The following is a 13344-nucleotide window of genomic DNA, read 5'->3' on the forward strand; positions in this document are numbered from 1 at the left end:
TGTTCACTCCCTTATAAGTCAGCATTTATCACAAATGCTTAAATCAGAACTGTCTTAATCGTATCAAGCATCGTTGTTGCCGTTTGGAAATCAATGCTCCGGAAGGCAAACAACGAAGCGATAAACATAATAGCCACAATACCGAACAGACTCATGCACACATAAGAAGATACACGCTGCGCACGCGGTCCAACGGTAATCCCCCAGCTAACCAGGAACGACCATAAGCCGTTAGCAAAGTGGTAGGAGGCTGCAACCACACTGATCAGATATAAAATAAACGTTACCGGGTTCATCACGACGTCATGAATGACACCGCCAAGTTCTTCGTGCGTTACATTACCCAATGCAACCTGCACGCGAGTCTCCCAAACGTGCCAGATTACGAAAACAAACGTAATGACACCACTGATCCGCTGCAATGTGTAGCGCCAGTTGCGTTCATTGCCGTAACGTCCGACATTAGGTTTGGCCTGGTAAGCAATGTACAGACCGTATACACCGTGATAGAACAACGGCAACCAGATGAGAACCGTTTCCAAAACAATAACGAGAGGCAGACTGTTCAGGAAGGCAACAGCACCGTCAAAACCTTCTTTGCCGCCTTCAACTGCCGAGAAGTTCGTCACCAGATGCTCAAGAAAAAACAAACTGAGCGGGATGACGCCAAGCAAGGAGTGCAGCTTTCTGGAGTAAAACCCTTTCATAAAATGTCGTTCCCCTTTCGCTAAATACAACGTTTTCATAAAATAATTCGCTTATCATGACACAAACCTTTCCCATGGAAAGGTTCGACAAATTGTTCCGTTTTCATCAGGTGTGAACAACTTGTGTCACAATTCATGTTACTCCTTTTTTTCTTATAATGGAATTGCAATATAATTATTAAATGTTATAACCTATAGGTATAAGAGCTGAAACATCGGACAGGCAGGCATATCGCATTGAAAACGATTTATCAAGGACAACAATCACACCCCATGGAAAAGAGGTTAGTGTTTATGTTCGAGGATTTAAATGCATTTGCGGCAGTCGTGGAGCAATCGAGTCTGAATCGTGCATCCAAATTGCTGAATCTGTCTCAGCCTGCCCTCTCGCGCAAAATTGCGAAACTGGAGGATGAACTAGGGGTATCGCTTTTTCACCGCCGAGGCAAACGCCTTGAATTGACCAGTGTCGGCCAACTTGCCTACACCTTCGCTGTGGAACAAAAGCAGCAGCAGCAGAAGTTTCTGACCATGCTTGCCCAGTATAAGGACGAGGAGCAGAGCGCCATTACGCTTGGAGCGTCCCTGACTACACTTCAGACCACCCTCCCCCCTTTGGTCAATGCTTTCATGGAGAAGCATCCCAATGCCGAGATCAAGCTCGTGACCGGGAAAACACATGAGATTGTTTCCTTCGTCCGGGACAAAAAAGCAGACGTTGGCATTGTTGCCTCTTCCATTAATGAAGCCGGGCTGAACTGTGTGCCTCTCTTCGATGATCACCTGGAGCTGGTTGTACCGCTTACGCACCCTTTGTCCGGCAAAGAGGCCGGGATGGAGCACTTGCAGGATCTGCCCATGATCACCTTTTCCAAAGGCACTTGGTATCGCAAGCTGACAGACGATCTGTTTCAGCGCTGTGCCGTCATGCCGGATATTCGCATGGAGATTGATTCGTTTGAAGCCATCGTCCGCCTCCTGCCCACTTGCAAGGCTGCTGCGCTGCTGCCCAAGTCCTATCTCCGTCCCCAGCTGCTTGCAGACAATGATCTCGTCTCCGTGTATCTGCCCCAGCTGCAGCAGACTCGCCGGACCACCTGCATGATCTACGGGGAAAAGGAAGATCTCAGCGAAACGTCCAGACAGTGGGTCAAAGAAACGGCAGCGCTCTTTACAGCAAAGGCGCCGCTGCCCTCCAGGAGGACTACGACGCCTTAATGAATAGATATGAACTTCATTTCGTCTTACCCTTTATCGGTATGCCAGGACCGGATCAATCCTCCTGGCTGATTACCTCTTGTTCAAACTGATCAATATCATCATTCATTCCGATAATGACCATGATATCGCCCATTTGAAGCGAGTCCAGGGCAGTCGGAGCGATGATGACCCCAGTTTCCTTCTGCAGCGCCACAATACTGCAGCCGAAGCGTACGCGCGCGTTCAGACTGGACAGCGTTGTATTATGCAGACATGCCGGCACTTTCATTTCCACAATGCTGTAATCATTGGAAAGTTCAATGTAGTCCAGCAAATTCGGGGTCACGAGCTGATGGGCAACCCGAATGCCCATGTCCCGTTCCGGATAAACGACGCGATCAATCCCCAGCTTATCCAGAGCTCGCCCGTGCAAGACGGAAATTGCCTTGGCAACGACCGTTTTCACGCCCAGTTCCTTCAACAGGATTGCGGTAAGAATGCTGGTCTGAATATCGTCACCGATGGCTACAATCCCGCAGTCGAAATTACGGATCCCCAGTGAGCGCAGCACTTCCTCATCCGTAGCATCTGCCACAACCGCGTGAGTGACCAGTTCGCTCATGTCTTCGACGACCTCTTCATTTTTATCAATGCCAAGCACCTCGTAGCCAAGTTCCATTAATTCCTGTGCCAGACTCGAGCCGAAGCGGCCCAGCCCAATGACCGCAAACTGCTGTCTTTTCATTGTTCTTCACGAACCCCTATCCAATAATCATTTTTCCTTCAGGATACTTATACAGTTCTTTACCCTTTTTCTGTCCAAGTGCATACGCCAGCGTAATCGGTCCAAGCCGGCCTGCGAACATCATAAAACAGATCATGAGCTTTCCGAATGTGGTCAGCTTCAGTGTCAATCCCATCGATAATCCGACGGTAGAAAAAGCCGATGTCGTTTCAAATAAAATCATGAGAAAACCGCTATCTTCCGTCATGGTGAGCAGCATGGTCACTGCAATGATGAGCAGCAGCGCAAGAAGCGTAACGGTCAATGCCTTGAAAATACGTTCCTGTTCCAGCCGATATCTGAAAAAAACAATATCCTCTCTGCCGCGCATCATCGCGATGACAGCTCCGACCATGATCATAAACGTTGTCGTTTTGATCCCGCCTCCGGTGGAACCTGGAGAAGCCCCGATAAACATTAAAATAATAATGAAAAACTGCGTTGCCTGTCTGAGACCGGCAATATCCAGCGTATTAGCTCCTGCCGTTCGCGGGGTTACCGACTGAAAGAACGAACCGAGAATTTTGCCTCCCCAGTTCAAGCTGCCCAACGTCTGTGGATTGCTGTATTCAAACACAAAAATGACCAGCGCACCGAACCCAATAAGTAAACCTGTGGTTAGCAGCACCACCTTGGAATGAAGCGAAAGTTTGCGCGTTTTACGATAATCCACCAGATCAGATAAAACAACAAAGCCAATGCCCCCAGCCACAATCAAAAACATGGCCGTAAAATTCACAAGTGGATCATAAACATACCCGGTCAGACTGCGGAAGTCGCCAAACATATCAAACCCTGCATTATTGAACATCGAGATGGCATGCCAGTATCCGTAATAAATTGCCTGTCCGACAGGCATGTCGAATGACCAGCGGATTGCAAATAGCGTGCCGCAAACGGCTTCCAAAATGAGCGAGTAGACCACGACCTTGCGAATAAGCCGCACAATACCTTCCATCGTGTTCTGGTTCATCGCTTCCTGCAAGATCAATCGCTCCCGCAGGGAAATCCGCCGCTTGAACGCAATGGCCACCAGTGTGGACATGGTCATGAAGCCAAGACCACCGATTTGAATCAGAACAGCAATAATCACCTGACCCAGTACAGTAAAGTGAGTACCCGTGTCCACAACAACCAAACCGGTAACACATACCGCCGATGTAGCCGTGAATAATGCATCAATAAAAGGAAGACTATCCCCGCTGCGGCTGGAAACCGGAAGCATGAGAAGCAATGTTCCGAGCAGGATGATTCCCGCAAATCCCAGGACAAGAATACGTGGGGGCGATAGGCGCACCCATTGGTTATTCAGTTTCACTTGTGTATCATCCACCTCTGCCAAAAAGAAAATGACCCCACAATGTGGAGCCTTTCTCCGAATCACTTATCCTTGGCACAAGGGCCAACACACGAAATCTTGGATAAGCTCCGATCGGAGCATATAAACATGTATGATTGTAGTCATAACCACATATGCATTAAGGTTGGAATCCTCTTATTCGTTCCCTTGCAAGGCTAAAGACATGCAAATATTGCACATTTGTTTCCAAAATTATAAGCGCTGCGGCTGCTGCAGACAAAACGATTTTTGTGTAAATAGGATCGAATTCCGGCAAAAAGGGAAAAACTCAGATATATCAATGAACGGATCAGATTCATTCGATCATTTTCATTCATTTTCAGGGAGTTGCACGTCTTTTCGTTTCATCATTGGCATTCAGGGTTCGGCCTGTGCTATCTTTACTTTAATATCCAAATTAATAAAGGAGGAACACCATTACATGAACCCCTTAGGGCAGCCTTTGGTACTCAAAGCTAACTTCAAGCGTTTAGGGTTGCTGGCGGCGATTGGCCTGATTTTGTTTTTTGTCTTTCAGATCTTCCCTGCTACTTCATCACAAACCACGGATATTCCGTCTACATCTTTTATAAGCAAGGAACAGGCAACCCAATCCGCACGATCATTTGCAGCCTCCATAGCCAATTACACCCTTCCTTCGGATAACGGCAAGACACTGGTCACCTATCAGACTCATTCCGATATCTATGGATACATGGCCAAAACCAAACAGCTTGATTCGTATAATCAAAAATGGGAAGCAACCTATCCCTACGATGTGTTTCGCGTTCGTTTGCCTGATGAGGACAACGGCGGTTATTTGAATGTGGACGTACATATGAGAACTGGCAAAGTTGTTGGTTTCAAACGGGAACTACCTTCTTCCCTGTATGCATCCGCTGATGCTGAGCAGGATAAGAACAAACGCAATGCAACGATTCAGCTCGCCGAGGGCAATATCCCATTGGACGAAAAGGAGCAGCTGGCTTCCGGAATTCTTGCCGAATTCGGCTATGACGCCCCAAAACTTCAGCTGGATACCCGAGAAGGTGAAGGTGGACTAACCTACACGGATGCGGATAAGCAGATCGGTGACTCCAGGCTGGAACTGAATTTCACCTTTGAAAACGGAGCGGTCCGCTCCTTCGAATCGGTCTTCTCGGTTCCAGACGAGCATATCCATTATGTACAGGATCAAACTCGCCAGGCCAACTGGATGACCTATGGAGGTTATGCTTTCCTGACATTCGTCCTTGGTGTGCTGGCGATTATTTACAGCATTCTCACCCGGGTGCATACGTCATTTAAACGCGGGATTATTCTGTCACTGGTGTACTTCGCCGCATCCGTTATTGGTACACTAAACATGATTCCGCTGTTTCAGGCACAGGGCCTGTCCAGCTTCATGCTGGTCTTCCTGATGCTCATGCAGACGGGGATCACTCTGGTCATGAGTGCCACGATCTACCTCTCACTCGTTGCAGGAGACGGCATGTGGCGCAAAATCGGACTAAATCCTTGGCCTCGCGCAAAAGAGCCCGGATACGGCAAATATGTCCTTCACAGCATGTATGCAGGGTACCTGTGGGCGTTCATTTTGCTTGGCGTTCAATCCATCCTGTTCTTCATTCTGGAACGAAGCATAGGAAGCTGGTCTACCACCTCGGCAGACCAATCGACTTACAACATGTCATACGCTTGGATCTTTCCCATCATGGCATGGATGGCCGGCATTGGAGAGGAAACGGTGTACCGGTTGTTCGGGATTCGCATGATGCAAAAAATCGTGCGCAATACTTTCATCGCCTGTTTGATTCCAACGTTGATCTGGGCACTTGGACATACACTTTATCCAATCTACCCGGTCATCACCCGTCCCATTGAGCTTATGGTCATCGGTTTGCTGTTCAGTCTGGTTATGCTGCGCCACGGCTTTATCGCCGTTGTGTTCAGCCATGTCATCTTCGACAGCCTGCTGATGGGACTCAGCCTGATTTTTATGGGTGACGCCCTGAATATCTCCGCAGGAATCTTCTGGATTGTGCTTCCAGCCATCGTTGGATATGTGATTTACAAATGGAATCCACAAAAAAAAGAGAAGCCGTATGTTACGACTCCTCATCCCGAAGTGCTGCAATAATTTGATTAGCTAGTTTATCACCGATAGATAGAGGCCGGAAGTCTTCGACGCTGGCCTCTTTTATTTTGCGTAAAGAACCAAAATGCTTCAGCAGCAGTTTACGACGCTTCTCGCCGATGCCAGGAATGGAATCCAAACGAGAAGTGACCATGGACTTGCCGCGCTGCTCCCGGTGGAACGAGATGGCAAAGCGGTGAACCTCTTCCTGAATACGTTGAAGCAGATAAAACTCCTGGCTGTCCCGCGGCAGTGATATAACTTCCGGCGGATTGCCAATCATGAGCTGTGAAGTTTTGTGTTTGGCGTCTTTCACCAGACCACATACGGGAATAAACAAACCCAGTTCATTCTCCAATATATCCACAGCAGCCGAAATCTGCCCTTTTCCGCCATCCACAACAATCAGGTCAGGCTGGGGCAGGTTTTCCTTCAATACCCGCTCATAGCGTCTGCGGATGACTTCACGCATCGTTTCGTAATCATCGGGTCCTTCTACTGAACGAACCTTGTATTTACGGTATTCTTTCTTGTCCGGCTTGCCATCGGTAAATACAATCATCGCCGACACCGGGTTGGTTCCCTGAATGTTGGAGTTATCAAACGCCTCGATCCGGCGCAGTTGATCCAGACCGATCCAGCGCCCAAGACCCTCGGATGCTTTGGACGTACGTTCTTCGTTACGCTCAATCAGACGGAATTTCTCTTCCAAGGCCACACGTGCGTTATCCACAGCCATGGTAATCATTTGGCGTTTCAACCCGCGCTGCGGGATGTGCACCTTGATCTCCAGCCACTCCTGCAGTGCCGCTGCAGCCTGGAAGGGGTCTTCCAATCCAGGCCGGTTAGTTTCCACAGCAGCATTCTCCTGTTGGTCGGATACATCCTGAGCCATTGCTGTTTCTGCTTCGTCCTCTTCGGGAGCATGGTTTTCCCCATAAGCTGCACGTGTTTCCGCAACTTGCGGTTCAGCAGAAACATCATTCAATGCGGATGACAATTGATCCGATTCCGATGCCACAGCCGCCGGCACATCCATAGCAATAACTTCAGCGTTATCCGCCGAGTCTTCAGTAACCAATTCTTTCGGAACTTCTGGCAGCAAGATCTCCTGCGGCAGTGCCGGATTATCGCTATAATATTGTGTCACGTAGGAAATAAAGTCACTGTACGCTTCGCCATAAAACGGAAACGTCGATACATGGCGCTCGATCATTTTCCCCTGACGCATATATAGAATCTGGACGCACATCCAGCCCTTATCAATGGCGAACCCAAACACATCGCGGTCTCTGGCGTCCGCCATCGTAATTTTCTGTTTTTCCATCATGGCGTCAATAGCTATGACTTGGTCCCGCAGTTCCTTGGCACGTTCGAAATATAGATCCTCTGCGGCTTCCTGCATTTTGCGCTGCAGATCCTTCTTGATTTCTTCGTGACCTCCGCTCAGGAATGAACCGATTTCTTGGGAAATCTGGTCATATTGCTCCTTGCCTACTTCCTTCACACAGGGAGCAAGACATTGTCCCATGTGGTAATACAGGCAGACTTCCTTCGGCATTACGCCGCATTTGCGCAGCGGATACATGCGGTCGAGCAGCTTTTTCGTTTGGTGTGCCGCGTACGAGTTCGGATAGGGTCCAAAGTACTTGGCTTTATCTTTCAGCACACGCCGGGTCACTTCGAGCCGGGGATGCTTTTCATTCGTAATTTTAAGATACGGAAAGGTTTTGTCATCCTTGAGCAAAACGTTATAACGCGGCATGTGTTTTTTGATCAGGTTACACTCCAGGATGAGTGCTTCCATATTGCTGCCGGTCACAATGTATTCAAAATCGCGAATTTCGGATACGAGACGCTGCGTCTTTCCGTTATGACTACCTATAAAATAAGAGCGTACACGGTTTTTCAGCACTTTGGCCTTACCTACATAGATAATGGTACCTTCACTGTTTTTCATCAAATAACAGCCAGGCATATCAGGCAGCAGTGCAAGCTTATGCCGTATCTGCTCCAGGGCCTGCTCCTGTTCTTGCAGAACATTTATGAATTCATCCATAACTCGGTGGTCCCTCCCTCCCGATTTAAATCTGAGAAAGTTGAAAGCTTCACCTTACATGTGCCACTCCGATGCCAGAATGATCTTCCGATCGCTGTTACCCCCAGATTTCTTAGATTACACTTTTAAAAGGTATACATCCGGTGATAAAGGCGACCACTTCGTTTCTTCAGATCATTTCTGTCCTCTCCGTTAAACATGTAAATTTTCAGTACCAACTTATAATAATCGTATACCTCTATATTGTCCTATAAAAAGATATTCGACGCAAAACGCCCCCGGCGCATAAACCGGAGGCGTATCTGTTAGCCTAGTGAATTATTGGTGTTTCTCGATGATTCCTTTGAGTGCTTCTTTTGAGTTCAATCCAACCACTTTATCAACCGGTTGGCCGTCTTTGAAGAAGATCAATGTCGGAATGCTCATTACGCCGAAGCGGGAAGCGGATTCCGGATTTTCGTCAACGTTGACTTTGGCAATTTTCACTGCATCGCCAACTTCGGTGGACAGCTCTTCCAGGATTGGAGCGAGCATTTTGCAAGGACCGCACCAAGGCGCCCAGAAATCAACAAGAACCGTTCCTTCTCCTTCGACTTCAGCGTTAAAGGATTGATCGGATACGTTAACAATAGCCATGAAATTGTCCTCCTTATATATACTTACGGTTTATTTTAACCTGTAACGTCGTGAACGACACTTCCAGTATAACACAGGTCATCTAAACTTGTGAAATGAACGTGCAATGTTCATCTCTCCACCATCAAATCTTCACAATTGCTCATCTTGACATCATTGCTGCAAAATCTTTACAAACGCTTTCTTTTCCAAGTATACTAAAATTACTCCGGGCTTCAGCTCCCTGGAAGGGCAAGCTGTTGATCCACATAAGGAGGCAATACCATGGACGCAAATGTGCGGATCAGCGACCCGCGTGAACATGTGAACGAGGAGCCCCGTAACGATTTATTCGATCTGATTGCGGGTGTTGCCGGCATGGGTGGCCTGATGACAGTTATCTTCTTCGGCATGGTCATCTTCAAGTTCCTGACCGAATAGGATGTCAGGCCTGCGCAGGACCAAAAAAGCCCGGTTTCCGCGACTAACGCGAAAAACCAGGCTTTTTTGTGGACTACTTACCATATGAATATAAAAATTATCGTTTGCCTCGTTGATTCTCTCCACGAACAGAAACAACGTCAACAAACGGACGAATGCGATCCATCAGACGCTGCCCTTTGTTCATTTCCTCGCCATCCTTGCTCGTAAAGCTGAGATGCTTCTCCAGCCCATCCAGATTGTAGTTGGACGTGTAGAACGTTGGTTTCCGATTCATGCGGTAGTTCAAAATGGAACCCATCACATGATCTCGAACCCAAGGATTCAAATTCTCTGCGCCAATATCATCGAAGATGAGCAGGTCACAGCTTTTGAGTATATCTGTCGTTTCTTTCAGCTTCTGCCCATCCGTGATCATGGATTTCAGATCCTCCACAAAGTCAGGCATGTAGATAATGACCCCAGTGTATCCCGCAACGGCTAATTCGTGTAACAGATAGCACATCAGAAACGTCTTGCCTGTTCCAAATGATCCCTCGAGAAACAGTCCTTGCGGAGATAACCCGTTCTCCTTCGTGTCACTAATATAACGCAGAACCTGGTTTACTGCCGGAGCACGCATCCGATCCTTGCCCATGATTTCCACATCGTTATATCCTGCACTAAGCGCACGCTCGTCCACATAGAAGCTGCGGATTCTCTTCTTGATCACATGCTCATTTTGCCTGGCAATATGTTTGGAACACGGAGCTTTTTTATCTATAATTTCGGGTTTACCGTTAAAATGCTCTACTTCCAGTTTGCAAAAGTGACCCTGGAAATCGTTAGGACAGTTATCCAGCCCCGGACAATTCGCACAGTTTTTCGAATCTCGGGCATACTGATACAGCTTGCTCAGATCGGTCATGAGCTGTGCATCTTTCAGTTCCGGGTGACCTGCTCGGAATTCGCGTACGTACGGATCATCCATCAACTCCGCCGCAATTCGCCGCGACTGCTCACGAAAGGAAGGATTAAGCTGCTGAAGCAGTCCTCCCAAGGATTCCATGGCTTCAAGCCCCCTTAATGTATTCAATATAGAATGAACCACCTGATTTTACCAATGACCATGATGATGGCATAGGTTCCTTCGATCGATTGCAATTCTATTGTTCATTCTATAGAAACTTGGGGCATAACTCAACATGTTCCGGCTGGAAAAAACGATCTCCTTCGTGACACATCGTATCATGAATGGTTGGATGACAGTACCTGCCTGCTCCCAGGGTGATTCCTTTAATGGGGGAGCCCTACCGTAACAATCTCGCAAGGTCCTGCCGAGATGGACCATTTTTTGCCGCTGAATAGATTAGTAGAAACACCTGAAGAGGATACGAGTTTCTCGCCCTTCTCCTCCAAAATATTGCTCTTGTATGCTTCTTCATTTGTATTTAATTCGTTTGCAACCAGACTCAGCAGAGATGTGTCCGGCTTCATATTATACCAGCGCATCATCAGATCACCTGATTCCTCATTCACTTTCAGTGAGGAGAATGCCAAACCTTCCCCTTGCCATGCAAATGGGGTATGCGTTGATGACAGCGTTCCTGAGTGAACATCTGTTTGTACCAGCGTCCATGGAACCTGGAACTGGTAAGCCTCGATGTATGCATCTGATGATGCACCGCTTCCATCATGCGGAATGATCTCCATCTGGAACGAATGCTCTCCCAGACATTGTGCTTCCGGTGTCGGGAACAATCCCCAGTCCCCGAGCTCCCCTACGGCACGGAGCAGCGTTACGGCAATCGTATTGCGCCCATCCTGAAGAACTTCATATTCATTCAGTCCCAGATTGGCTACGACCAGTCCAGCCTGTTCTTCACTCACATCCACAAAACTTTGCTGATGCTGTGTATTGCTTGGATTTTGCCACTCCGGTGCGGGCACATTATCACGAGTAGCAATCTCAAACATGGAATCCACATGGTGAACGGCAGTCGCCAGGTCGGTTGGGAACAAGGCACGTACACGGTGATCCTTCGCCTGATTGTTGAAGGTCGTTTGCACATGAACTCCTTTTCCGCTGCGGCTTAACGACAGAATCGTACGAATACGCAGTGTGGTAGTCTGTTTGGAACGCTGTGCCTTGCGATACGGGTAATAGATGAGCTCACGTTGTTCACGATCCAGCACCTCATCCGCCGAAGCAGGAATTTCCCAATCATGTATGATTTCGTAGGAGACACGGTAGGGCGTATCTTCTATGATCTGTATGCCAGCTGTTAATTCTTTCGTAGTCAAAGCAACTTCATTCTCCGGCTGCTTGAACATATACTCGTTACCAATATCCCCAACATTTTCGTACACGCCAAGGTCTTGGTACGTACGTCCTGTGCGTTTATCCTTCAGTGTAAAGGAGCCATTGTCTGCGATTGTAACGGCAACATATTCATTTTCCATGCCGCGTTCACCACGGCGCAATGCAGAACCATTCGAGACTGAATCATTCTGAGCTTCACTGCGAACCCATGCATATGTCTTCAATCCAAGTGCTGGCACGTTCTCAGCTTCAAATGTAATTCTGACCCGGCGGCAGCTGTATGGCTGACGGAATCGGTCATCCGGCAGATCATAACCGAACTGCAGGCCCAGATCTTCTACTGTACACGGAACGTGCGCTCCCTTTTCGTCAACGAGGATACGACCGGACAGATCTACATTGTTCATTTGGGCAGCCATACCCTCTAATGAAATGCCATCACGGAAGTAGATACGAGCCGCATCCAGTTCGATCTGAACAACGCCGCTTCGCTCCCAGCCTGTCGTATTAAACGTGATCAGCGGCCGCGCATCTTCACCGTAACTAGCAAAGATGGAGGTATCCACCGAAGCAGCAATCTGACTTGTGCTCTCTTCAATCATTGCTTCAGCGACGTGACGACTCTTCTCGAATCGTGTGACCATCTCGCGGTGAACCTCATCCACACTGCAGCCGCAGATGCTGTCATGCGGATGGTTCTGCATCAGCGTTTTCCAGGCATATGTCAGTTGATCATGCGGATAGGCATGTCCAAGGAGATGGGCGTAAGACGCCAGTGGCTCAGCCACCTTTTCCAGCATGGCTTGACCAAGCTGGTTCATCTGTTTCAGATAAACCCGTGCCGAGGCGGTGTTCACCAGGGTACCCCAGCCATCGGTACGCTGGCTGCGCAGCTCTCCTTTTACTGTAGACAGTTCATGTTCCGCTGATTCTTTCAGGGCCGTCAGATAATCCGGGAAGTTGGAGTGAACAAATTCTATGTCGGGATGTAATTGCTCGGCCATTCGAATCGCCTCAGGCAGATCCCGCTGAATAGGCTGATGATCACATCCGTTCATGTACAGCAGTTCATTGGTCGACGCATATTTCTCGGCATCTGCCAGTTTGGTTTCCCAGAACTTGCGGGCTGAAGCCTCATCTACCGGAATTTCATTACCATTGGAGTACCAGTTGGCAAATAGCACCCCCAGCACTTTCGATCCATCCGGCCCTTCCCACATGAGCTCCGAGAAGCTGGATTCGTATCCTGCATCCGATACGGTATTATTGAAGCCTGTAGGTTTCACGCCTCTTCCAAAAAAGACGTTATCGATGCCAGATTGCAGCATGAGCTGCGGAGTCTGTCCAACCAGCCCGAACGTATCGGGAAAATAACCGATCTTGGAGGGCGTGCCGTAACGCTTCGCATCCCGATGCCCAACCTGCATATTGCGCACATTGGCTTCACCACTGGTAAGAAATGCATCCTGCAGTATATACCAAGGCCCAATTACAATCCGACCATTTCGGATGTGCTTCTCCAGCCGCTCCTTTTGCTCCGGACGAACCTGAAGATAATCGTCGATAATGATCGTTTGTCCATCCAGGTAAAAGCTTTTGTAGTCCGCTCCCTCATCGAGCTCATCTAGCAGTGAATCCACCAGTTGAACGAGCCGCATATGGTGCTTCTCATAGGGCAGGTACCATTCCCGATCCCAGTGAGTGTGCGAAATGATATGGGCTCTTTTGGTTTTTGATTTATTCTTTTGTTCCGTCATGCG

Annotated in this window: 10 protein-coding genes; 3 read left to right on the plus strand and 7 right to left on the minus strand. The window is 48.3% G+C overall.

Features of this window, described 5'->3' with window-relative positions; translation table 11 throughout:
• Positions 1-38 precede the first annotated feature (38 nt).
• The gene (locus MHB82_RS24710) at positions 39-707 is read right to left on the minus strand and encodes a succinate dehydrogenase cytochrome b558 subunit (protein WP_095361297.1); all 669 of its coding nucleotides are present in this window, start codon (positions 705-707) and stop codon (positions 39-41) included.
• A gap of 294 nt (positions 708-1001) precedes the next feature.
• Here MHB82_RS24710 and MHB82_RS24715 point away from each other — a divergent pair, with 294 nt between their 5' ends.
• Complete coding sequence (locus MHB82_RS24715; protein ID WP_095361296.1) at positions 1002-1925, plus strand: LysR family transcriptional regulator; 924 nt, start codon at positions 1002-1004, stop codon at positions 1923-1925.
• 55 nt (positions 1926-1980) lie between these two features.
• Here the strand turns inward: MHB82_RS24715 and MHB82_RS24720 are convergent, their stop codons facing one another.
• Both MHB82_RS24720 and MHB82_RS24725 read right to left on the minus strand, forming a co-directional pair.
• Positions 1981-2652 (minus strand): potassium channel family protein, encoded by a 672-nt coding sequence (locus tag MHB82_RS24720; protein WP_095361295.1) that lies wholly within the window; start codon positions 2650-2652, stop codon positions 1981-1983.
• Positions 2653-2668: 16 nt separating this feature from the next.
• Positions 2669-4009: a TrkH family potassium uptake protein gene (locus MHB82_RS24725; RefSeq protein WP_341176103.1), complete on the minus strand. Its 1341-nt coding sequence runs from the start codon at positions 4007-4009 to the stop codon at positions 2669-2671.
• 463 nt (positions 4010-4472) lie between these two features.
• On the opposite strand from MHB82_RS24725, the gene MHB82_RS24730 reads away from it, so the two are divergent.
• On the plus strand, positions 4473-6170 hold the full coding sequence (locus MHB82_RS24730) for a CPBP family intramembrane glutamic endopeptidase (RefSeq protein ID WP_341176104.1): 1698 nt from the start codon (positions 4473-4475) through the stop codon (positions 6168-6170).
• Here MHB82_RS24730 and uvrC read toward each other — a convergent pair.
• Positions 6139-8226 (minus strand): excinuclease ABC subunit UvrC, encoded by a 2088-nt coding sequence (uvrC, locus tag MHB82_RS24735; protein ID WP_341176105.1) that lies wholly within the window; start codon positions 8224-8226, stop codon positions 6139-6141. The genes MHB82_RS24730 and uvrC overlap by 32 nt on opposite strands.
• Before the next feature lie 318 nt (positions 8227-8544).
• On the minus strand, positions 8545-8862 hold the full coding sequence (gene trxA / locus MHB82_RS24740; RefSeq protein WP_095292059.1) for a thioredoxin: 318 nt from the start codon (positions 8860-8862) through the stop codon (positions 8545-8547).
• 264 nt (positions 8863-9126) lie between these two features.
• Here trxA and MHB82_RS24745 point away from each other — a divergent pair, with 264 nt between their 5' ends.
• Complete coding sequence (locus MHB82_RS24745) at positions 9127-9282, plus strand: YqzM family protein (protein ID WP_095292061.1); 156 nt, start codon at positions 9127-9129, stop codon at positions 9280-9282.
• 97 nt (positions 9283-9379) lie between these two features.
• Here MHB82_RS24745 and dnaI read toward each other — a convergent pair whose 3' ends face one another.
• Complete coding sequence (gene dnaI / locus MHB82_RS24750) at positions 9380-10330, minus strand: primosomal protein DnaI (protein ID WP_095361292.1); 951 nt, start codon at positions 10328-10330, stop codon at positions 9380-9382.
• A gap of 227 nt (positions 10331-10557) precedes the next feature.
• Positions 10558-13341, minus strand: coding sequence for an alpha-mannosidase (locus MHB82_RS24755; protein ID WP_341176106.1), 2784 nt, complete (start codon positions 13339-13341; stop codon positions 10558-10560).
• Between the last annotated feature and the right edge of the window lie 3 nt (positions 13342-13344).

The sequence above is a fragment of the Paenibacillus sp. FSL K6-2862 genome (genome assembly GCF_038005125.1).
In the GTDB taxonomy this organism is placed as follows: Bacteria; Bacillota; Bacilli; order Paenibacillales; family Paenibacillaceae; genus Paenibacillus; species Paenibacillus illinoisensis_A.

Bases quoted from the DNA above. Each gene is read 5' to 3' on its own strand.
- MHB82_RS24710 (WP_095361297.1), bottom strand. From the start codon at position 707: ATGAAAGGGTTTTACTCCAGAAAGCTGCACTCCTTGCTTGGCGTCATC.
- MHB82_RS24715 (WP_095361296.1), top strand. From the start codon at position 1,002: ATGTTCGAGGATTTAAATGCATTTGCGGCAGTCGTGGAGCAATCGAGT.
- MHB82_RS24720 (WP_095361295.1), bottom strand. From the start codon at position 2,652: ATGAAAAGACAGCAGTTTGCGGTCATTGGGCTGGGCCGCTTCGGCTCG.
- MHB82_RS24730 (WP_341176104.1), top strand. From the start codon at position 4,473: ATGAACCCCTTAGGGCAGCCTTTGGTACTCAAAGCTAACTTCAAGCGT.
- uvrC (WP_341176105.1), bottom strand. From the start codon at position 8,226: ATGGATGAATTCATAAATGTTCTGCAAGAACAGGAGCAGGCCCTGGAG.
- trxA (WP_095292059.1), bottom strand. From the start codon at position 8,862: ATGGCTATTGTTAACGTATCCGATCAATCCTTTAACGCTGAAGTCGAA.
- MHB82_RS24745 (WP_095292061.1), top strand. From the start codon at position 9,127: ATGGACGCAAATGTGCGGATCAGCGACCCGCGTGAACATGTGAACGAG.
- dnaI (WP_095361292.1), bottom strand. From the start codon at position 10,330: ATGGAATCCTTGGGAGGACTGCTTCAGCAGCTTAATCCTTCCTTTCGT.
- MHB82_RS24755 (WP_341176106.1), bottom strand. From the start codon at position 13,341: ATGACGGAACAAAAGAATAAATCAAAAACCAAAAGAGCCCATATCATT.